This window comes from Deinococcus sp. YIM 134068 (assembly GCF_036543075.1).
Lineage (GTDB): Bacteria > Deinococcota > Deinococci > Deinococcales > Deinococcaceae > Deinococcus > Deinococcus lichenicola.
Map to the genome: position 1 here is coordinate 21,637 of NZ_JAZHPF010000027.1, position 21,428 is coordinate 43,064.

Annotated in this window: 18 protein-coding genes and 1 pseudogene; 10 read left to right on the forward strand and 9 right to left on the reverse strand. The window is 67.9% G+C overall.

The window, feature by feature from the left end; genetic code table 11:
* Positions 1 to 106: 106 nt before the first annotated feature.
* The 4 genes and pseudogenes from V3W47_RS17540 to pgeF all read right to left on the reverse strand — a co-directional run bounded on the left by V3W47_RS17540 (position 107) and on the right by pgeF (position 5,493).
* On the reverse strand, positions 107 to 1,354 hold the full coding sequence (locus V3W47_RS17540; protein ID WP_331826526.1) for a type IV pilus twitching motility protein PilT: 1,248 nt from the start codon (positions 1,352 to 1,354) through the stop codon (positions 107 to 109).
* A 104-nt stretch (positions 1,355 to 1,458) separates the two neighbouring features.
* Positions 1,459 to 4,122 (reverse strand): ATPase, T2SS/T4P/T4SS family, encoded by a 2,664-nt coding sequence (locus V3W47_RS17545; protein ID WP_331826527.1) that lies wholly within the window; start codon positions 4,120 to 4,122, stop codon positions 1,459 to 1,461.
* An 88-nt stretch (positions 4,123 to 4,210) separates the two neighbouring features.
* Positions 4,211 to 4,765: pseudogene (locus V3W47_RS17550) on the reverse strand (YqeG family HAD IIIA-type phosphatase); the annotation flags it as partial.
* On the reverse strand, positions 4,723 to 5,493 hold the full coding sequence (pgeF, locus tag V3W47_RS17555; RefSeq protein WP_331826528.1) for a peptidoglycan editing factor PgeF: 771 nt from the start codon (positions 5,491 to 5,493) through the stop codon (positions 4,723 to 4,725). The gene pgeF and the pseudogene V3W47_RS17550, both read right to left, overlap by 43 nt.
* 439 nt (positions 5,494 to 5,932) lie before the next feature.
* Between pgeF and V3W47_RS17560 the strand changes: the two genes are divergently transcribed.
* The 9 genes from V3W47_RS17560 to vapC all read left to right on the forward strand — a co-directional run bounded on the left by V3W47_RS17560 (position 5,933) and on the right by vapC (position 11,701).
* On the forward strand, positions 5,933 to 6,730 hold the full coding sequence (locus V3W47_RS17560) for an enoyl-ACP reductase FabI (protein ID WP_331826529.1): 798 nt from the start codon (positions 5,933 to 5,935) through the stop codon (positions 6,728 to 6,730).
* A 276-nt stretch (positions 6,731 to 7,006) separates the two neighbouring features.
* Positions 7,007 to 7,435: a cysteine hydrolase family protein gene (locus V3W47_RS17565; protein ID WP_331826530.1), complete on the forward strand. Its 429-nt coding sequence runs from the start codon at positions 7,007 to 7,009 to the stop codon at positions 7,433 to 7,435.
* A 131-nt stretch (positions 7,436 to 7,566) separates the two neighbouring features.
* Positions 7,567 to 8,502: an acyltransferase gene (locus tag V3W47_RS17570; RefSeq protein ID WP_331826531.1), complete on the forward strand. Its 936-nt coding sequence runs from the start codon at positions 7,567 to 7,569 to the stop codon at positions 8,500 to 8,502.
* 30 nt (positions 8,503 to 8,532) lie between these two features.
* Positions 8,533 to 9,102, forward strand: coding sequence for a DinB family protein (locus V3W47_RS17575; protein ID WP_331826532.1), 570 nt, complete (start codon positions 8,533 to 8,535; stop codon positions 9,100 to 9,102).
* Between the two features lie 7 nt (positions 9,103 to 9,109).
* Positions 9,110 to 9,559: a DUF488 domain-containing protein gene (locus V3W47_RS17580; protein WP_331826533.1), complete on the forward strand. Its 450-nt coding sequence runs from the start codon at positions 9,110 to 9,112 to the stop codon at positions 9,557 to 9,559.
* A 65-nt stretch (positions 9,560 to 9,624) separates the two neighbouring features.
* Positions 9,625 to 10,704: a PilT/PilU family type 4a pilus ATPase gene (locus V3W47_RS17585; protein ID WP_331826534.1), complete on the forward strand. Its 1,080-nt coding sequence runs from the start codon at positions 9,625 to 9,627 to the stop codon at positions 10,702 to 10,704.
* Positions 10,705 to 10,795: 91 nt separating this feature from the next.
* Entirely contained in the window at positions 10,796 to 10,984 is a 189-nt protein-coding gene (locus V3W47_RS17590; RefSeq protein WP_331826535.1) for a hypothetical protein, read from the forward strand.
* Positions 10,985 to 11,048: 64 nt separating this feature from the next.
* On the forward strand, positions 11,049 to 11,279 hold the full coding sequence (locus tag V3W47_RS17595) for an antitoxin (protein ID WP_331826536.1): 231 nt from the start codon (positions 11,049 to 11,051) through the stop codon (positions 11,277 to 11,279).
* Positions 11,276 to 11,701: a type II toxin-antitoxin system tRNA(fMet)-specific endonuclease VapC gene (vapC, locus tag V3W47_RS17600; RefSeq protein ID WP_331826537.1), complete on the forward strand. Its 426-nt coding sequence runs from the start codon at positions 11,276 to 11,278 to the stop codon at positions 11,699 to 11,701. Before V3W47_RS17595 ends, vapC begins: the two co-directional genes overlap by 4 nt.
* Before the next feature lie 66 nt (positions 11,702 to 11,767).
* Here vapC and V3W47_RS17605 read toward each other — a convergent pair whose 3' ends face one another.
* Positions 11,768 to 12,202, reverse strand: coding sequence for a hypothetical protein (locus V3W47_RS17605; RefSeq protein ID WP_331826538.1), 435 nt, complete (start codon positions 12,200 to 12,202; stop codon positions 11,768 to 11,770).
* Between the two features lie 32 nt (positions 12,203 to 12,234).
* Positions 12,235 to 16,215: a DNA polymerase III subunit alpha gene (dnaE, locus tag V3W47_RS17610; RefSeq protein WP_331826539.1), complete on the reverse strand. Its 3,981-nt coding sequence runs from the start codon at positions 16,213 to 16,215 to the stop codon at positions 12,235 to 12,237.
* Positions 16,216 to 16,436: 221 nt separating this feature from the next.
* Between dnaE and V3W47_RS17615 the strand changes: the two genes are divergently transcribed.
* On the forward strand, positions 16,437 to 18,302 hold the full coding sequence (locus V3W47_RS17615; RefSeq protein ID WP_331826540.1) for an N-acetylmuramoyl-L-alanine amidase: 1,866 nt from the start codon (positions 16,437 to 16,439) through the stop codon (positions 18,300 to 18,302).
* A 191-nt stretch (positions 18,303 to 18,493) separates the two neighbouring features.
* Here the strand turns inward: V3W47_RS17615 and V3W47_RS17620 are convergent, their stop codons facing one another.
* The 3 genes from V3W47_RS17620 to V3W47_RS17630 form a co-directional block, all read right to left on the reverse strand.
* On the reverse strand, positions 18,494 to 19,774 hold the full coding sequence (locus tag V3W47_RS17620) for a cation:proton antiporter (RefSeq protein ID WP_331826541.1): 1,281 nt from the start codon (positions 19,772 to 19,774) through the stop codon (positions 18,494 to 18,496).
* Positions 19,775 to 19,858: 84 nt separating this feature from the next.
* Positions 19,859 to 20,158: a DNA-directed RNA polymerase subunit omega gene (gene rpoZ, locus V3W47_RS17625; protein WP_331826542.1), complete on the reverse strand. Its 300-nt coding sequence runs from the start codon at positions 20,156 to 20,158 to the stop codon at positions 19,859 to 19,861.
* Positions 20,159 to 20,348: 190 nt separating this feature from the next.
* Positions 20,349 to 21,347, reverse strand: a complete 999-nt coding sequence (locus tag V3W47_RS17630; protein WP_331826543.1) for a malate dehydrogenase — start codon at positions 21,345 to 21,347, stop codon at positions 20,349 to 20,351.
* Between the last annotated feature and the right edge of the window lie 81 nt (positions 21,348 to 21,428).

Below are 21,428 nucleotides of genomic sequence, written 5' to 3' on the forward strand. Positions count from 1 at the left end.
GTGGGGAGGAGTGAGTGGTGATGGTGCGTGAGGAACCGCCCGTACAGCGCCACGACCACCGCTCTTTCTGGCGACTGGAAGCTGGCGACTGGCGACTCCCCCGCCCTCACCCCCGCCCGTACGGCTTGCCCGCGCTCGTGTTCCCGAAGGCCGTGTCGGTGGTTGTGCGGCCCGCCCCGGTACCCGATAGGGTGGGATTGGCCGGGGCGCGGCCCGCCGTGGGGGAGGCGGCCCCCCCTCCGGCGGGTGGGCTGTAGCTCCCGGCGGCCCCGGTACTGGTGGTGGCGTCGTTGGCGAGGCGGGCGAATTCCTTGGGGTCCACGGCCCGCTCCACGCCCGTGTCGTAGGAGATGACGCGGCGGCGGTAGAGGTTGGCGAGAAAGGCGTCCATCGTGACCATGCCCTCGCGGGCACCCGTCTGCATCGTCGAGACGATCTGGAAGGTCTTGCCCTCGCGGATCAGGGCGCGGACGGCGGGGTTGGCGATCAGGAGTTCGTAGGCGAGGACGCGGCCCGAGCCGTCGGCTTTGGGAAGGAGCTGCTGGGTCATCACGGCAACGAGGTTGTTGGCGAGCTGGACGCGAATCTGCTCCTGCTGCTCCTCCGGGAACACGTCCACGATGCGGTCGATGCTCTCGGGCGCGGAGTTGGTGTGCAGGGTGCCCATGACGAGGTGGCCGGTCTCGGCGGCGGTCACGGCGGCCTTGATCGTCTCGTAGTCGCGCATCTCGCCCACGAGGATCACGTCGGGGGCCTGACGCAGCGCGGCGCGCAGGGCGGCGTTGAAGCTCATGGTGTCGGCCCCGACCTCGCGCTGGTTGACGATGCTCTGCTTGTGCGGGTGCATGAACTCGATGGGGTCCTCGATGGTCACGATGTGCAGCCGCTTGGTCTGGTTGATATGGTCGATCATGGCGGCGAGCGTGGTGCTCTTGCCGCTGCCCGTCGGCCCGGTCACGAGGACGAGGCCGCGCGGCGACTCGGCGAGTTCCACGATGTTCTGCGGCAGCCCCATCTCCTGCGCCGTCTTGATGCGCGTGGGGATGAGGCGCAGCACTCCGCCCACGTTGCCGCGCTGCATGAAGGCGTTCACGCGGAAGCGGGCCTTGTCGCCCAGCGCGAAGGAGAAGTCCAGCTCGCGCTTTTCCTCGAAGGTGCGCTGCTGCTTCTCGTTCATCATGGAGTACATCAGCTTGCGCGTCTGCGTCGCCACGAGTTCGGAAAAGCCCTGCGGGTCGTACACGCCCTGAAGCTTGAACTGCGGCGGCATCCCCACGGTCAGGATCACGTCGGACGCGCCCTTCTCGGCGGCCACGCGCAGGATGTCGGTGATGTCGGCGGGGGAAGTGGTCATGGGGAACCTCGGGGTGTGGGATGTGGGGTGTGGTGAGTGGTCAGTGGTCAGTGGGAAAAGAAGGAGGGGCTGGACGCTGGGAGCTGGCGGCTGGTCGCTCGCCGCTAGTTGCTCGTGACCGCCAGCACTTCCTCCAGCGTCGTCAGGCCCTGCAAGGCCTTTTCGATGCCGTCGTGGCGCAGGGTCCGCATGTCGCTCTCGTTCAGGGCCACGTCGCGCACCTCGGCGGCGGTCTTGCCCGCCCCGATGGCGCGGCGCAGGGGGTCGTCGATCACCATCAGTTCGTGGATGCCCATGCGGCCCTTGTAGCCGGTGCCGCCGCAGCGGGGGCAGCCCGAGCCGCGCATGAGCTGGGCACCCGCCACCTGGGCCTCGGTCAGGCGCAGGCGGCGCAGCACGTCGGGGTCGGCGTTCGTGGGCTGCTTGCACTCGCCGCACACCCGGCGCACGAGGCGCTGGGCGAGCACGCCCACCACAGCGGCGGCGATGTTGAAATGCTCCACGCCCATCTCCTCCAGACGGGTGATCGCGCCGGGCGCGTCGTTGGTGTGCAGGGTCGCCAGCACGAGGTGGCCGGTCAGGGCGGCCTCGGTGGCGATCTTGGCGGTCTCGGCGTCGCGGACCTCGCCCACGAAGATGATGTCGGGGTCCTGCCGGAGGAAGGCCCGCAGCGCCCGCGCGAAGGTCATGCCCGCCGCCGTGTTCACCTGAGACTGCACGATGCCCGGAATCTCGTACTCGATGGGGTCCTCGATGGTCGTCGTGTTCTTCTCGGGGCGGGCGATGCGCTTGAGGGTCGAGAACGAGGTGAACGACTTGCCCGAACCCGTCGGTCCGGTGACGAGGAAGATGCCGTTGGGCTTCTCGATCACGTCCAGATACCGCTGGAAGTTGTGTTCGGAGAAGCCGAGCTGCCCGACTTCCGGGATGTTGCTGGCCTTTTGCAGCAACCTCATCACGGCCTTCTCGCCGTACACGGTGGGCAGGGTGGACAGACGCAGGTCGATGTCGATGCTGCCCTTGCGGAAGCGCACGCGCCCGTCCTGCGGAATGCGCCGCTCGGCGATGTCGAGGTTGCCCATGATCTTGATGCGGGCGAGGATGCTCTGGGCGCTGCCACGGGGCAGCTCGTTCTGCTCGCGCAGCACGCCGTCGATGCGGTAGCGCACCCGCAGCGAGGTCTCGGTCGGCTCGATGTGGATGTCCGACGCCTCCTGCAGGGCCGCCTCGCGGATCAGGTTGTCCACCACCCGGACGACGGCGTTGTCGTCGAGCGCGGAGGCCTCCACGTCGTCCTGCTTTTTCGCCTCGCGACTCTTGCTCTCGGCGACGAGGCGCTGGTTGAGGTTCGCCATGTCCTGGCTGCCGAAGTACCGCTCGATGAGGCGAACGATGTCCTTTTCCGCCATCACCGCCGGGACGATCTCGCGGCCCGTGATGAGCTTGAGGTCGTCCAGGGCGAAGACGTTGCGGGGGTCCTTCATGGCGATGACGAGAGATTCGCCCTGAATCCGCACGGGCACGACGAGGTAGCGCCGCGCCGTCGCCTCGGGGATCATCAGGGCCACCTTCGCGTCGGGCGGGTTCTGGACGGGATCGAGGTACTCGTAGCCGAGCTGCGCGGCGAGCGAGCGGGCGAGCATCTCGGGGCTGAGCTTGCCCGACTGGACGAGGGTGTCCTCCAGCCGTCCCCCGCCCGAGTTCTGCTTTTGCAGGGCGGACTCGATCTCGTCGGCCCCCGCGAAGCCCATCTCGATGATGACCTCCCCGAGCGGCTTGACCTTGCCCCCGCGCGCCTGCACCTGGAGGGCCTCGCGGAGCTGGGCGCGCGACAGGCTGCCCTGCTGGACCATCTGCTCACCGAGGCGGCCCCGCTGGGGGTAGAAGCGTTCGACCAATCCCTCCACGTCGCGCGGTTTGGCGAGGACGAGCTGCACCGGACGCCCCAGCAGCGTCTCGAGGTCGCCCCGGCGGCGCGGGTCGCTCGCCACGACGATGATGCCCTGATCGTTCTCGTCCACGGCCACGGCCTGAAGCCGCAGGGCGTCGGCGCGCAGCATTCCGCCCAGCACGTCCTCGGACGGGTGGAAGTCGCGCGGGTCGCGCACGAAGGTCGCCCCGGCCTGCTCGGCGAGCACCTCGTAGAGCTGATCGTCCGTGAGGATGCCCTGCGAGACGAGGGCAGCGCCCAGCAGCTCGCCCGTCTGCTGCTGCACGTCGAGCGCCACCCCGAGTTGCGCCCCGGTGAGCAGGCCCCGCGCGATCAGCCGCTGCCCGAGCTGCCCGCCCCCGCCCCGCGCGTCGGCGGGGGCCGCCACCGTGAGGTTCAGCTCCGGGTAGTGGGTGGCGATGGACCACAGAATCTGGTCGCGCATCGCCTGGTACGGCTCGATGTCCAGCCCACTGTCGTCCTCCAGGGTCTCCACGGCCACGCTGGACAGCGGGTCCACGAACGCCACGCGCAGGGTGTCGCCGTCCCGCGCGAAGGGGAAGGCCTGCATCGCCTGGGCCGTCGCCGCGTTCACCGCCGCCACCGCCTCCGGTTCGGGCGTGACCACGAGCAGGTCCACCAGCGGGATGCCGAGCGCCTCCTCGATGGCGCGGGCCATGCGCTTCTCGCCCACGATGCCCGAGTCGATCAGGATGTCGCCGAGGCGTCCACCGACCTCCGCGTGGCGCACGAGCGCCTTTTGCAGGTCCACGTCGCTCACGTACCCCTGCTCCAGCAGGATCGCGCCCAGGCGCCGATCACCTATCGAGAGTGCCACTGTCGTTGTCCTCCGTGTCGTCGTGCGTCTTGTCGTGCGGGTTCAGCCGGTCGGGGATGGGGGGGGCGGGAAGGGTGGGGGGCACCGAGGGCCGCCAGTCGTGGCCGTAGCGTTTGAGGACCGCCCGTTCGAGCTTGCGGGTCACGCGGGTGTGGGGCAGGGCGTTCACCGCCAGGGGCCGCACCAGGATGGTGTGCATCCCCGCCAGGTTCCCGCCCAGCACGTCGGTGAAGAGCTGATCGCCCACCATCCCGACCTGCCGCGCGGGCAGCCCCAGTTCGCCCAGCGCCCGCCGGAAGGCGCGCGGGTTGGGCTTGCCCGCCATCCCCACCCCCTCGAAGCCGAGCTTGTCGAGCCAGAAACGGGCACGCTTCCCCGTCGCGTTGCTCAGCAGGTACAGCCGCACGCCCACCCGCCGCAGGTTGGCGACCCAGCGCATCACGTCGGCCCGCTCCTCGTAGCTGCCGTAGGGGATCAGGGTGTTGTCGAGGTCGAGCAGGAGGCCGTGCAGCCCGCGCTCGCCGAGAAAGTCCGGCGTGATGTCGTGGATGTGGTCGAGCACGTCGCGCGGACGCAACAGGCTGCGGGAGGTGGGGAGGCTCACGCCGCACCCCCCGTCCCGGTGAGACCGATCACGGCCCACATCCGCCCCGTGCGGCCCGCGTCGCGGCGGTAGGAGTAGAAGTCGGGTTCGGTGGAGCACCGCCCGCTCACCCACACGTTCTCGGGGAGGAGGCCCGCCGCGAGCAACACGGCCCGGTTCGCCCCCGCGAGGTCGAGGTGAAGGGCACCCCCGATCTCCAGCACATGCTCGTCCAGCCCGGCCTCCCGGAACTGCCTCGCCACGTCCTCCCCCACCGGATACTGCTCGCCGCAGATGCCGGGGCCGACGGCGGCCCTGATCCGCTCGGCCCGTGCCCCGCGCGCCACCATCGCCTCCACGGTCCGTGCCGCAATCCGCCCCAGCGTGCCGCGCCAGCCCGCGTGCGCCGCGCCGACCACGCTCGCCGCCTCGTCCGCGAGGAGGACCGGGTAGCAGTCCGCCGTCCCGATGGCGAGCAGCAATCCTGGCTCGGTTGTCACCAGCGCGTCGCCCTCCTGCACGCCGGGCCGGGCCTCCCGAACGTCGGTGCCGTGGACCTGATTCAGGCGGGCCACCCGCGCCGGGTCGAAGCCGAGGGCCGTGCTCAGGCGGCGGCGGTTCTCGGCGACGACCTCCGGGTTGTCCTCCCGGTCATCCAGATTGAGGCCCCCACCCGCCGGGGCACCGTAGGCCCCCACCGACACGCCACCGGCGCGCGTCGTGAACGCGTGCGGCACGGGCAGGAGGGGGGAACGCAGGAGCATCAGGGAGTCAGTATCGGTTCGCATGTCTCACCGAAGTCTGACTGTCTTTTCAGCAGGAGGCGGAGGGTTGGGCACGCTTGGGGCGAGGGGGTGGTTTGGGGACGTTGACTTGGGTGATGTTTGGTCGGGCGAGCTGCACTGCACTTGCCACATCTCACTCGGCCTCCCCTCCAAACGCTCGATGTGAGTTACAGCTTGGACGGAAAGCTGGTTTTTGCCGTCTGGCAGGAGGACGAGCGGTGCTCGTCACCCCCTCCCCGACCCTCCCCCACAAGGAGGGAGGGAGAAAAAGTACATGTGGGATGGTCTCTTTCAAGGGTCACAACGTGGGAAGAAACCCAGTCACCCGTCCTGCCGGACCCTCCAGGACGACCTCACAAAACACGCTCCACCACGTCACTCTCCCCCACCCGCTTGCACCCGCTCCAACGCCCGACCCCGGCGGGTTGCTACAGTCACGCCCATGACCGTTTCCGTGGACCTGTCCGGCAAGACCGCCCTCGTGATGGGGGTCGCCAACGCGCGCAGCCTCGGCTGGGCCATCGCGGAGCAACTGCTCGCGGCGGGGTGCCGGGTGAGCTTTTCCTATCAGGGCGAGCGGCTCAAAACCGAACTCGACAAGCTCCTCGCAGGCCGGGAGGGCGTGTGGTCCCAGCAGGCCGACGCGACGAGCGAGGAGGACCTGACGGCGCTGTTCGCCCGCGTCCGGGAGGAGTTCGGCGGGCTGGACATCCTCGTTCACTCCATCGCCTTCGCGCCCAGAGCGGCGATGGAGGGCCGCTTCGTGGACACGACCCCCGAGGACTGGAACACGGCCCTGAACGTCAGCGCCTACACGCTCGTCTCCACCACCCGCCACGCCGAGCCGCTGCTCAGGGACGGCGCGAGCATCATCAGCCTGACCTACCACGCCTCGCAACAGGTCGTGCCCAAGTACAACGTGATGGCTGTGGCGAAGGCCGCCCTGGAGGCCGCCACCCGTTACCTCGCCGCCGACCTCGGCCCATCGGGCGTGCGTGTCAACACCATCAGCGCCGGGGCGATGCGGACGGTGGCCGCCCGCTCGATTCCCGGCTTCGGCAACCTGTACGACGAGGCCGGACGCCGCGCCGCCCTGGGTCGCCACGCCACCCCCGAGGAGGTCGGCAAACTCGCCCTCTTCCTGCTCAGCGACCTCGGCAGCGGCGTCACCGGGCAGACCATGTACGTGGATGCCGGGGCGAGCATCATGACGATGCCGGGGCAGGGGCAGGCGTCGTGACCATCTAAGGGTGACTCCAGGCCCTCGCCGTGGCCTTCCCGCTCGATCTCCTCACCGCCGTCCTGGGCTGGGCCTTCTTCCTCGGCGTGGTCTCCCTCTCTTACCGCCTCATCTGGAGGCACAGCCGCCCCAGCCTCTCGTTCCGGGGCTGGAGAACGCTGCAACGCCGTTACGGGGTAGAGAGGTGGACGGGGTGGAGCTGTGGCTGGGGAGTTCTCCTGCCAAGGGCATCGTCGCCCGATTGGGGGAGAGCGCCGCCCCGGTATGATCCCCGATATGACCCCCTCGCCCGTGGCGCTCGTCCTGCTCACCGCCCAGCGGCACCACCTGGAGGGCCACCCCGACGAGGGGCGTGTCTCGCAACGCTGGCAGCGGCGGGTGCTCTCGGCGCGGGCGGCGAGCCACCTGGTCGTCCACGTGCAGTGGGACGGGGCGGAGGGAACGCCGGGCGCGACCTTCTCGCGCGGGTGGGTCCACCACCCCGACTTCCGGGCGGAGGCGGGCGACCTGCCGCTGCGGGCCACGCCGCCGGACGCCTTCGCGGGCACGGGGTTGGACGCCGAGCTGCGGCGGCGGGACGTGCGCGAGCTGGAGCTGCTGGCCCTCCCCGGCGCGGACGTGTTGCCCGCCACGCTGGAGACGGCGCGGGCGCTCGGGTACGAGGTGCGGGTGCTGGATGTGGAGGAGCAGCCCTCGCCTGTCTAGGGTCCATCCCACCGCCGTTCCCGCGTCAGGACGGGCATTTCTCCCCACGCCGGAGGGTCGGAGGTCCAGACTCGTTTGAAAACTGCTTTAAACTCTATGGTGGGCGGCGGGGCCGCGCTACAGTGGCGGGCGTGACGTGGCTGAAGCCGGTGAGCATCGATGGGGACGCGCAGGCCGCGTTTGGCGACTTTCTGCGTGACCTGGAGGCCCGCCTCGCGGACCCGGCGACCGACCGCAACGTGCTCGCGCGGGACGTGCTCGCGGAGGCGATGTACGGGCGCACCTACGGGCAGCTCCTTGCCGACGCGCCCATCGCGGCGCTGAACCTCGACGCGCGGAACGTGACCTTCGAGGCCGAGTACTACATGGCGACCGACCCCGAGCGGTTCGCCCCGGTCAAGCCGCTGCTGTGGCTGTGGAAGAACCTCGACCTCACGCCGATGGGGCAGAACCCGGTAACGGGCATTCCCATCCGGCGTCTCCTCGCCGAACGAATCTTCCGGCGGGTCGGGCGCAACTTCAAGTGCTGGCAGAACGTGGAGTTCTCGGTCGGGTACAACATGGAGGTGGGGGACGATGTGGTCGTCCACCGCTACGTTTTCCTCGACGACATCGGCGGCATCGAGCTGCACGACAACGCCTCGGTGAGCGACTACGTGAACATCTACAGCCACACGCACTCGGTCCTCGACGGGCCGGACGTGACCCTGCGCCGCACGGTGATCGGGCGCGGGGCGCGCATCACCTACCACTCGACGATTCTGGCGGGCAGCGTGGTCAGCGACGACGCCATGCTCGCCACCCACGCCCTGCTGCGCGGCGACATTCCCCCGCACGGCATAGCGATGGGCCTGCCCGCGAAGGTGACGCGCCTCAAACTGCGCTCCCCGCAGGAGTACGACGTGGACGCCCGCGTGTACCCCCACGACGCCGGGCGCAAGGCCAACCCGCAATTCCCCGACCCGACGCCCAACCAGACGCGCAGGCCCGACCCGCAGGAGGGACCGGAGAGGCAGAGCGTCGCGGCGGGCGAGGAGCGGCCCCGCGTTTCCAGCGAGCGGGACTGACGTTCTCCGCCCGGCCCGTACACTGGGGGCATGACCAAACGCAGCAAGGTGTTCGTTCCCGCCGTCGTGACGGTCGCCAGCGTCGGCGTCGCCGCCGGGGCCGCGTTCGTGGCGCGGGGCCGCAAGGAGGAGGTCAAGGACTTTCTCGTCGCGCAGGTCTTCGAGCGCCCCGCCGCCCGCGCGAGCTACACCGATCTCGGCCAGAGCCTGGAGCGCGGCGGCGTCTTCCTCGCCCAGCGGGCCGCCCGCGCCGCCGACACCGAGGCGAACCGGGCCACCCTGAGTCACATCATCGCCATTGAGCGGTGGGGGCAAAACCGCCTGCGCGTGGCGCTCGGCCAGCGCGACTTCGAGCGTGACGAGAACCACGCCTACAGGCCGCCCGAGAGAACGAGTCTGCGCGAGCTGCGTGACCTCCTCTCCCAGACCCGCTCTCAGACGGTGGACCTCGCCCGGCAACTCCACGCCGCGCCCCCGACCGAGGGCACGACCGTCGAACACAACGGGCTGGGGCCGCTCACCCCGAAGGGCTGGCTGCGCTACCTCACCCAGCACGCCGATTTAGAGAGCCGACGCCTGCGGGGGGCGAAGGAGGGCTAGCCCCAGGATGACCCCACCCACCCTCCTGACCATCGGCTACGAGAACGCCGATCTGGACGCCTTTCTCGACACGCTGACCGAGAGGGGCGTCACCCTGCTCGTGGACACCCGCGAGCGGGCGCAGAGCCGACGCCGGGGCTACAGCAAGACGGCACTGACGGACGCCCTGCGGGAGCGCGGCATCGAGTACCGCCACCTGCGCGCCCTGGGCACGCCGCCCAGCCTCCGCAAGGAGTACCGCCTGGGCCACGACTTCGGCGTGTTGACGCGCGGGTATCACGCCCACCTCGCCACGCAGGGGGAGGCGCTGGACGAACTCGGCACCCTCGCCACCGCCCACCGCGCCTGCCTGCTGTGCTACGAGGCGGACCCCGGCACGTGCCACCGCTCGCTGATCGCCCGGAGATTGCAGGACCTGGGATTGGTGGGGGACGTGGACCACCTGCGCGTCGTCTGACGCCCGGCCTGCTCTCACATGAACGCCGCATAAAAGTGTAAGACCCCCCAGCGTACCTTCGCGGGGTGAGCGTTCTGAATGGTCTTTTGCAGGTCATGGTGAAGGGGGGAGCCAGCGATATTCACCTGCGGGCGGGGACGGCCCCGGCGGGACGTGTGAACGGCTCGATTCAACGGTTCGGTGAGGCGCGGCTGACGCCCGAGCATGTGGAGCTGTTCGCCCGCGAGATGATGCCCCGACCCGGCATGTGGGAGGAGTTCGTGGCGAGGCGCGAGGCCGACTTCGCCTATGGGGTGCCGGGTCTCGCCCGCTTTCGCGTGAACGCCTACTACCAGCGCGGCTCGGTGGGCCTGATCATGCGCGTGATCGAGGACAAGCCCATCCCCTCCTTCAAGGACCTCGGCCTCCCGGAGTCCACCTTCGAGGCCCTCGCCGCCCACGAGCGCGGCCTGATCCTCGTGACGGGGCCGACCGGCTCGGGCAAGACGACCACGCTCGCCTCCATCATCGACTACATCAACGCGACCAGCCCGGTAAATATCGTGACGCTGGAGGACCCCATCGAGGTCGTCCACCGCGACAAGACGGCCCTGATCTCCCAGCGCGAACTCGGCACTGACACCATGAGCTTTTCCGCCGGGCTACGGGCGTCGATGCGCCAGGACCCCGACGTGATCCTGATCGGCGAGATGCGCGACAAGGAGACCGTGGAGGCCGCCCTCTCCGCCGCGCAGACCGGGCACCTCGTCTTCTCCACCCTGCACACGCAGGACGCCGTGCGGACCGTCAACCGCATCATCGACTTCTTCGCCCCGCACGAGCGCGACCAGATTCGCCTCGGCCTCTCCGAGAGTATCGTCGGCATCGTCAGCCAGCGCCTCCTGCCCCGCGCGGGCGGCGGGCGCGTACTGGGCATGGAAATCCTGCTGGGCACCCCCACCGTCCGTGAGTGCATCAAGGACGTGGACCGGATGGAGGAGGTGAAGCAGGCCCTTCTGGAAGGCGGGGCGCGCGGAATGCACACCTTCGACCAGCACCTCGCCGAACTCGTCACCGAGGGCAAGATGACGGAGGAGGACGCCATGCAGTCGGCCACCAGTCCCCACGAACTCAAGATCATGATGATGACCCGGCAGTACGCGTAAGCCGGAAAGGTTCAGCCCCTCGCCTTGAGCTGGCCCCCATACAGTGAGGGGGCGCGGGATTGGCCTGCTGAGCCGGGCGTCCAATGCAGCCATGACGACACAGGGGCAGATGAAACCCGAGGAACGCCTCGTGATGGGCTTCGTCGGGGTGTTTGTGGCGGCCTTCGCCTTCGCATACGCCACGCCGATTCAGAAGGTGCTGATCGGCGGCGTCGGGGTGACGGCGGTGGTGGTGGCGCTGCTGGGGAGGAACCCGCTGGGGGGTGGGGCGGAGGGGTAAGAGAAAGGCGCGGGCTGGAGCGCACGCTTTACTGTGTATACTGTATCTACACAGGAGGTCGGTCGTGACCAGGAGCAAGGTTTTTAAGAGTGGAAATAGCCAAGCCGTCCGCATTCCGCAGGAGTTCGCTTTGCCCTACGGTGAGGTGGAAATTATTCGCCGTGGTCGCGAATTGGTTATCACGCCTATCAAGAAGCAGGATGGGGGCGCAATTTTCGACGCTCTCGCATCCATCGAGGGGCCGATTGAGCGCGAACAGCCCACCGAGCAACAGGAGCGGGAACCTATCCTGTGAGTCTCCCCAGGCTGTATCTCCTCGACACCAACACCTGTGTTTTCATCATGAACGAGGAACCGAAACAGGTACGGGGGCGAATGGTCGAGGTGACGGAGGAGGGTCATACGCTTGCCATCTCCAGCGTCACGCTGCACGAGTTGTGGTTTGGTGTGTGGCGCAGTTCTCGACAGTCCACCAATGCCAAGCGCCTCGGTAATTTCATTTCTGGACTGCATGTCTTCCCCTTTGAGGACAGTGCCGCCGAGAAAGCTGCCGAAGTGCGGGCCGGCTTGGCGTCCACAGGAAAACCTATTGGTCCCTACGATCAATTGATTGCCGGACACGCTATAGCTCTTAAAGCCATACTTGTCACCAATAATTTAAGCGAGTTTAGGAGGATCGAGGGTCTAAAAGTGGAAGATTGGGTAACGAAGGAGTAAGGCCGTCTTCCTGCCCATCTGATCAGAGAACTGGACGAGCGGGTGCGGGGGCATCTGGGGTTGTAATTAAAGAGCAGTTGGGATGGCCCAGCTTTGCAGGAATTTCCGCACGTCAGCTTCCACTTCCTCTAAAGAGCCGTAGATCAGCTCCCGAGCAAGGTGCAATTCGTCATCAAATCCACAAATCTTGTCGCCAATGTTCTCCGGCGCTTCCTTGGTCCACGCGAGACGATACAAAGCCCCAGTAACAGAAGACAGGCTAGCGGGATCATCTCGCAGAAGCGAAAGCAGATGCATTGCATAGAGCCGGAACGCAGTCTCGCTCAGTTTTCGTGCCCCTAACTCGCCCAAGGCAATCGAGAGCTTATTGGTGTCACCACCAGACAAACTAACATCCACCAGGGCATCAGGAAGCACATCAAGACGCGGGATTTGACGGTCAGCCCAAGCCACAACCTCTGAAGATGTAATCAGAGCGCTGAGCAAGGCTTGGCGGTACATGCTCGCCTCGTCACTCAATGTGGAGGCCTCATTCAAGCCTGCATCCCCCGTCCCCCCTGCTTATTCACCCACGCGGGCGGCTTGGGCGCGAAGCGGCTGAGGATGGTGCCCTGGTCGTAGGCGAGGTAGGCGTCAGCCCACGGGAACGTGGTATTCAGGGCGCGGATGGCCTCGGGGCTGCCCATGTTGTGATCGAGCTGGTAGAGGACGAACTGCTCGGGCGTCTCCAGCCGCAGGTAGGTGGGCATGGTGCCCGCGTGTTCGTCCAGCACGCTCTGAAACTCGCCCACGGCGTCGGGGCTGGCGGTCTCCAGGTCGATGGTCACGTACATGACCTTCGGGACCTCGGCCAGTTGCTCGACGCCCACGACCTCCTCGGCGATGGCGCGCAGGCCGCCGTCCTCCGATTCGAGTTCGACGATGACGAGGGCGGGCGTGTCGTTGACCAGCTTCTCCTGAATGCGGTCGTAGGCGCGGGAGAAGGCGACGAGTTCTGTCTGCCCCGACTCGTCGGCGAGGATGAAGCGGGCCATCATGCCGCCCGACTTCGTGGGCTTCTTGACCACGCTCTCGATCATGCCCGCGAGGACGACCTTCACCCGCTTGCCGGGCGCGACGTTCTGGGTGGTGAACCAGGCGTCGAGGTCGGAGATGCGGCAACTGGCGGCCTCACGCAGTCCCTCGTGCTGCTCCAGCGGGTGCCCGGAGATATAGAGGCCCAGCGACTCCTTCTCGATGGCGAGGCGCTGGAGGTCGGTGTAGGGGTCAATTCCCGTGCGGAGCTTCGGCTCGGGTGCCGTCTCGCTCATGCCGAAGAGGGCGTCCATACCGCTGTTCGCCATCGCGGCGGCCCCCTGCGCCCAGGTCAGGGAGTCTTCCAGGCTCTCGGTGAGTTGCCTGCGTTCCCCGAAGTGGTCGAAGGCCCCGGACTTGATCAGGCTTTCCATCGCCTTGCGGTTGCAGACCTTGTTGCCGAGCCGGGAGCAGAAGTCGGCGAGCGACCGGAACTCCCCGGCCCGCTGGCGCTCATCCAGAATCCTTTGCACGGCGGCCTCACCCAGCCCCTTGATCGCGTACAGCCCGAACAGAATTTCCTCGCCCTGCACCGCGAAGTCGGCGGCGGAACGGTTGATGTCGGGCGGCAGCACGCGCACGTCCATCTTCCGGGCGTCACTGACGTACTCGGCCACCTTGTCGGAATCGCGGCGCTCGACGGTGAGAAGAGACGCCATGAATTCGACGGGGTAATTGGCTTTGAGCCAGGCGGTTTGATAAGTAATGACTCCATATGCGGCGCTGTGACTCTTATTGAATCCGTAATTAGCAAAAGCATCCAACAAATCGAATAACTTATCACCTTCTTCTTTTGGAACGCCATTCTTCTCTGCCCCATCAACAAAGATTTGCCGCTGACGCTTCATCTCCTCAGCGTCCTTCTTGCCCATCGCGCGACGAAGCAAATCTGCGCCGCCGAGCGAGAATCCCGCGACCTCCGAAGCGATCTGCATGATCTGTTCCTGATAGACGGGGATGCCGTACGTCTCGGCCAGAATCTTCTCCAACCACTGTGCGGAGGCGGGAAAGCCGTCCTTGACGTAATCCACCTCCTCGACCCCGTGGTGGCGGCGGACGTAGGTGGGGATGTTCTCCATCGGGCCGGGGCGGTAGAGCGCCGAGAGGGCGATGATGTCGGCGAGGCGGCGGGGCTTGAGGCGGCGGGAGGCGTCGGCAATGCCCGCGCCCTCAAGCTGGAAGACGCCCTTCGTGTCGCCCCGGCTCATCAGCTCGTAGGTTCTGGCGTCGTCGAAGGGGATCGCGTCGAAGTCGATGTCGATACTTTTCGACTCGCGCATGATTCGTTTCGCCTCGTCGAGGAAGGACAGGGTTCGCAGCCCCAGGAAGTCCATCTTGATCAGGCCGATGTCCTCCACGGCCTTCATGTCGTACTGACAGACCATGCCCTCGCCCGACGTGTCGCGCATCACGGGCACGAGGTCGGTGAGCTGGTCCCGACCGATCACGACGCCCGCCGCGTGGACGGAGGCGTGGCGGGTCAGACCCTCCAGCTTCAGGGCGAACTCGTAGGCCTCCCTGAGCTGCGCGTCCTCTTCGAGCATCTGCTGAATATCCGGCACCGCGTCACGTGCCTGCTCCAGCGAGTACGACTTGCCGAACTTGATAGGGATAAGTTTGGAGACCTTATCAACTTTGGCGTACTCCAGGCCCATTACACGCGCCACGTCCTTGAGACACGCCTTGCTTGCCATCGTCCCGAAGGTGGCAATCTGGGCCACCTTGTCGTCCCCGTACTTCTGCTGGACGTACCCGATGACCTCGCCGCGCCGGGCATCGTTGAAGTCGATGTCGAAGTCGGGCATGGAGATGCGGTCGGGATTGAGGAAGCGTTCGAACAGCAGCTCGAACTCCAGCGGGTCGAGGTTGGTGATGCGGATGGCGTAGGCGACGAGCGACCCCGCGCCCGACCCACGCCCTGGCCCGACCGAGATGCCCTGATCCTTCGCCCAGTTGATGTAATCGGCGACGATCAGGAAGTAGTCGGGGAAGCCCATGTTGTTGATGACCGACAGCTCGTACTCGGCGCGGCGCAGGATGACGAGGGCGTGGAGGTGGTGCGCCTTCGTCGTCTCCTCTCCCCCGTCCTCCGGGTCGAGTTCGATGGCCGTGTCGCTGTCCTTCTGACTGGCGCGGCGGCAGTCCTCGTGGGCGTAGGCGGGAAGCTGGCCCGCCTCAGCCTCCGCCTCCATCACTTCCAACGCTGGGTACTTCGTGTACTTCTCCCCCGCGTCCTTGCCGCGCTTCTCCCACTCCGACCCCATGAAGGCAAGCAGCGTAAACAACGTTTCGAGGTCGCAAGTCTTGGCGTCGCAACCCCTCACGCGGGCGAGGACGCGCTTTTTATCCTCCGCCCCCAGCGCCTCCAGCGACCGCTGGGCATAGTCGCGCAGCAGCCCCTCCGTCGCGTGCGCCGGATACCGCTTCACCGTGCCCCGGTATGTCTGCACCCGCAGTTCCTCGGCCATCGTGCGGCCCTCGGGGATGGGCAGGGCGGGCATCTGGTACTTGCGCTTCTTCCCCACCGGGAGTTCGACGTTGCACATCTCGGCGATGCGTGCCGTGTTGTCGAACGGCTCCTCGCCCCACTCGGACACAGGCAGGGCTTTCTGCATCTCGTCCAGGCCCTTCACATAGAACTCCTCGCAGGGGAACTTGAAGCGGTTCTCGTCGGCGAGGGTGGCCTTCGTCTGGATGGCGAGCAGCGTCTCGTGGGCGGTGGCGTCCGTCTTCTTGACATAGTGACCGTCGTTCGTCGCCACCATGCCGATGCCGAGTTCCTGCGCCCACGCCTTGAGGATGGGGTTGTTCTTGCGCTGCTCGGTCAGCCCGTGGTCCTGAATCTCGATGAAGTAGTTCTCGCCGAACAGGTCGCGGTACCACAGCAACCGCTGCTTCGCCTCGTCCTCGCGCCCCTGCAACAGGAGCTGCTGCACCTCCGAGCCGAGGCAGCCGGAGAAGGCGATGACCCCTTTGTGGTGCTCCTGAAGCAGCTCGTGGTCGATGCGGGGCTTGTAGTAATAGCCCTCGGTGTAGCCGCGCGAACTCAGGCGGCAGAGGTTCTGGTAGCCCTCGAAGTCGCGGGCGAGCAGCGTGAGGTGGAAGATGCCCTTCTCACCGCTCACGCCGGGCTTCTTGTCGCGCCGGGTGCCGTGGCCGGGGACGACGTAGGCCTCGTAGCCCAGGATCGGTTTGACGCCCATGCCCGTCGCGTAGTTGTAGAAGTGGACGGCCCCGTGCATGTTGCCGTGGTCGGTCATCGCGCAGGCCGGGTCGGTCGGCGTGACCTCCTTGACCCACTTCAGGAGGTCCTTGAGCTTCGCCGCGCCGTCGAGCAGGCTGTACTGCGTGTGCTGGTGCAGGTGCGCGAACTTCCTGGGACCGCAGCAGGAGCCGTCCGGCAGATGGATATGGGGAGCAGGAGTCTCGGCGGCGGTCATGCCCAGAGGATAGAACCGAGGTGGGGTTTCGAGGGTGACGTGTGAGGTTGACGGGCTTGGAGAGGATGCTCCGGCGTCCTTCTCCGGCTTCTCTCCCATGAAGCTCTGCCGTGGACTTCTCACCCAGCGATTGTCAGCACCCTCCCTTTTGGCGTACAATCTCCTCGCTCATGAGGTGAAATGTGCGCTTCTCACGAGATTTGCCCTCACTATGGGGGACCATGAAGCCGAGGGCCATCTTCCTCTCATCCCTTCTGTCGTGCGGCGTGGCGGGGTCGTGGGCTGCGGGACAGACCGACCCCTTCCAGCGGGCGCTGCCCACGCAGACGACCCCCTCTCTGCGGTCCGCGACGGGCGCTCAGACTCCGGCGACGAGCACCCCGACCCAGGCGGCACCCACCCTCTCCACCACCACTCCCCCGGCGGCGCTGAACCTGACGGGCGCGACGACGACGGCCTTCGGGTTGCCCCGCGCGAGCAACGACGGGAGCCTGACCCGCGTGGTGTTCGACCTCGGGCCGGGGGTGACATACCTGCTGACGCCGACCTTCGGGGGGCTGCGGATCGACGTGCGGGGGGCGCGCGTGCTGCCATCCGTGAGCGCGCGGCTGGGGGCCAGCGTGAGCGAGTACCGGGCGGGAGGTGGGCAGGTGACGCTGGTCACGCCCTTCCCGCTGTCACTGACGGACGGCTGGCGGGCCTCGGAGACGACGGTGGCGAACGGGGCGCGGGTGCTGATCGTGGAGTTCGCGCCGACGCTGACGGGCGGGGCGAGCGCGGCGCTGCGGGCGCAGGTGCGGACGAGCGTGGCCCCGACGACCCCCGACGCGCGCACGGCCCTGAACGCGCCCCTGACCCCGCCCGCGACGACGGCGACATCTCCGACGCCAACACCCACCCCGATTGCGGCGGCCCCGGCGGACCCCCCCGCCTCCCTGCCGGAAGGGCTGCCCCCCGGCGACACGGTGAAGACGCAGGGGACGCTGCCCCCACCCGCCCCGGCGCTGCCCAGTCAGGAGGCCGGGAAGCCCAACCCGCTGGCGGGACGGGTGCCCGGCAACGTGCAGCCGGGAGCCAGCCTCGCCGCGCCGCGTCTGGGGAAGAACCCCGGCCTCACGCGGGTGGTCCTCGACCTGCCGCCGGGGGCGAGCTACCGGATGGTGCCGGGCGGCATCGGCCTGCGGCTGGAACTCGCGGGCGTGACGGCGGGGATGCAGGGCGGGCAGAACCTCAGCCCCGAACTGCGGGCGTGGCGCTTCGAGCCGACGGTGGAGGGCGTGGCCGTAACGCTCCTGACGGGAACCTCGCTGACGGCGCGCAGCGGATGGCGGGCGGAGTTGCTGCCCCCGGCGGCGGGAAGCGACCGTTCGCGGCTCGCGGTGGACCTCTCCCCGGCGCTGGCGGACCTGACGCCGCTCGTCCCGCAGGCGAAGGTCCTCACGGCGGTGCCGCCCATCCCCGCCACGCGCGGCACGGCGATCCTGGCCTTCAGCGCGAGCCTGACACAGCCGCGTGTGGTGATCGACCCCGGCCACGGGGGGCGGGACCCCGGCGCGGTCGGTTCCATCGTCGAGAAGGTGGTGACGCTCGACGTGGCCCAGCGGGTCAAGGGGCTGTTGCGCTCGGCGGGGGTGGACGCGGTGCTCACGCGGGAGTCGGACACCGCCCTGAACGCCAACAAGGCTGCCGACCTGCAAGCCCGCGCCCGGATGGGCAGTCCCGGCACCCAGCTCTTCGTGAGCATCCACGTCAACGCGATGGAGGCCCAGACCGCCCTGCGCGGCTACGGCGTGGAGACGTGGTGGAACCCCAACCATTCCCTGTCGGGACGCTTCGCCGGCCTGTTGCAGAAGAACATGGTGAACGTGACGGGCGCGTTCTCGCGCGGCCTCAAGGGCAACCGCTCTCTGTCGGTGCTGCGGAACAGCCGCGTCCCCGCCGCCCTCGTGGAGATCGGGTACACGAGTCATCCAGTGGACGGCCTGAACCTCAAGGACGACAACTACCTCGACCGCGTGGCCCTCGGCATCGCGCAGGGCATCCACGAGGCCTTGACCACCGGAGTCACGGCGTCGGCGGGGAGGTAAGGGGGAAGCGGTCAGCTTTCAGCAATCAGCGGTCAGCAACAACAACGAGGGGCGGGGGCTGTGGCCTACCGCCTCTCTTCTTTTGAGGAGGAGCGGAAGAGGGCGACCGGGCCGTGTCCCTCCTCATCCCTCATCACCCATCACTTTTTCCTCTGACCTTCTCCACCCCCAGCACCTGCTTTCGCAGAGGTCTAGTGCCGTGCCGGAGCACCCTCCCCCGGACTCGCCTCCCCGCTCGCCTCCACCGCCCGGCGCACGAGGGGCATGATGGTCAGGCCCTGCACGGCGATGGTGAACAGGACGATGACGTAGGTCGCCGTGACGATGTGGGTGCGGTACGGACTCTCCGGAAGGCTGAGCGCGAGGCTGATGGCGATGCCGCCGCGCAGGCCGCCCCAGGTCAGGAGGCGCACGGTGTAGGCCCCATACCCCTCGCGCGCCCGCACGAGCGCGAAGGGCAGGGCGACGCTGATCCAGCGGGAGGCGAGGGCCACCCCGACGAGGAGAAGGCTGGCGACGATCTGCGGCCCGGTCGTCTCGGTGAGGAGCACGTCCAGCCCGATAAAGGAGAAGAGCAGGATGTTGAGGACCTGATCGGTCGTCTCCCAGAAGCCCTCGATGTGGGCGCGCGTCTCGGCCCCGAAGGCACGGTCCTTCGTCGCGGAGACGAACAGCCCCGCCACGACCATCGCCAGCGGCCCGCTGATGCCCAGCGCGGCGGCGGCCACGTACCCGCCCACCACGAGCGCGAGCGTGATGAGCACCTCGACCGCGTGCTGCTCGATAGAACGCAGCATCCGGTAGCCCACCACGCCCAGCGCGGCCCCGAACAGCATCCCGCCCAGCGCCTCCTGCACGAAGAGGGTCAGGGCACCCGTCAGCCCCGGCGGCGCGTGGTGGTCGCCCACCCCGGCGAGGCCCGCCAGCACGAGGAAGATCACCACGCCCACCCCGTCGTTGAACAGGCTCTCGCCCGCGATCAGCGTCTCGATCCGGGGGGGTACCCGCGCCCGCTTGAGGAGGTCCAGCACGGCCACGGGGTCGGTCGGGCTGATCAGGGCACCGAAGAGCAGCGCCCACATCAGGGGCACGTCCAGCCCCACGAGCGCGAAGACGCCGTAGGCCGCGAACCCGATCAGGAGGGTGCTGACCAGGGTGCTGATCACCGCCAGCGTGAGGATGCTGACCCGCTGCCGCAGCATCTGCCCGGCGTTGAGGCCCATCGCACCGGCGAAGAGCAGGAGGCTGAGAATGCCGTTCAGGACGAATTCGGTGAAGTTCAGCGTTCGCAGCAGCTCGCTCGCCCAGCCGCGCAGGCCGGGCACCCCCAGCGCGTCGAGCGCGATCAGGCCGATGCTCGCCAGCGCCCCCGCCAGCGTGACGCCCACCGTGGTCGGGAGCCGCAGCGTCCGCTCGTTCAGGTAGGCCAGCACGGCGGTCACGCTCAGGAGGACGGCGAAGGCGCTCAGCATAGACCCCAATCTAGTCCGCGCCTCCCTCCCAAAGGCGAGGGGGACGGGACCCCGAACAGGCCCGCCCCCCCGATTGACCCGCGCTCAGTCGCGTTCGCGTTCGCGCTCGGCGTTGAGCTGCGCCTGAAGCTGCGCCTGCTTCTGCCGCACGTAATCCTGATGGAATCGGCCCTCATCCATGAGTTCGGTGCCCACGGTGAGCCGCCCGGTCGCCAGCTCGCGCATCGCCTGGGTGACGAGGTTGCGGGTGCGGACGCGCTGCTCCACGGGCAACACGCTCGGCGCGCCGGAGCGCAGTTGCAGCGCCCGCTTCGCCGTCACGACCGACAGGCGGTACTTGCTGTCGGTCAGGGAGAGCAACTTGTCGATGTCCTTTTCAGCCACGGTAAAGACCCCTTTCAATCGGCACCCCGCAGGAAGACCGCCCGGTGGGCGTGGCGGGTGCCGGTCGTTGCGCCTGCTTTCGGCACGTTCAGCCCGTCAGTCTAGCCCGTGGCGGGGGAAGATGCCAGCGGACGAGAACAGTTGGGGCCGCCCCCTCCCCAGGAGACGGCCCACTTTCGGCGGTATTCGCTTACTGCACCAATCCGAGCTTCCGCACCTCGTCGCGCTCCTCGGTGAGTTCCTGCGCGGTGGCGTCCATCCTGCCCCGGCTGAAGTCCGAGACGGAGAGGCCCTGCACGATCTCGTACTTGCCACCGCTGCACCGAACCGGGAAGCCGTAGATCAGGCCTTCCGGCACGCCGTAGGAGCCGTCGGACGGGATGCCCATGCTGACCCACTCGCCCTCCGACGTGCCCAGCGCCCAGTCGCGCATGTGGTCGATGGCCGCCGACGCCGCCGACGCCGCGCTGCTCGCCCCGCGCGCCTCGATGATCGCCGCGCCGCGCTTGGCAACGGTGGGGATGTAGGTGGTCTCGTACCACTCGCGGTCCACGAGGTCGAGGGCGGGCTGGCCGTTCACCGTCGTCTGCGAGAGGTCGGGGTACTGGGTGGAGGAGTGGTTGCCCCAGATCGTGAGGTTCTTGATGGCGCTGACGGGCTGTCCGGTCTTCTCGGCGAGCTGGCTGATGGCGCGGTTGTGGTCCAGCCGCACCATCGCCGTGAACTGCCTGGGGTCGAGGTCGGGCGCGTTCTGCTGGGCGATGAGGGCGTTCGTGTTCGCGGGGTTGCCCACCACGAGAACCTTCACGTCGCGGCTCGCCACAGCGTTGAGCGCCTGCCCCTGCGGCTTGAAGATGCCGCCGTTCGCGCCGAGGAGGTCGCCGCGCTCCATCCCGGCCTTGCGGGGCATCGCGCCGACGAGGAGGGCATAGTCCGCGTCCTTGAAGGCCACGTTCGGGTCGTCGCTGGTCACGATGTCGGTCAGCAGCGGAAAGGCGCAGTCGCGCAGCTCCATCACCACGCCGTTGAGAGCCTTCAGCGCGGGCGTGATCTCCAGCAGTTGCAGGATCACGGGCTGGTCCTTGCCGAGCATGTCTCCGGCGGCGATGCGGAAGAGCAGGCTGTAGCCGATCTGCCCGGCAGCGCCGGTGACGGCCACACGAACGGGTTGCTTGGTGCTGGTTGTCATGGGTTCCCCTCCTGAAGTGAGTTCCGGCCAACAATAACGCGGGGGAGGGGGTGGGGGCCCGCTGGTGGCAGTGGCGGCGCG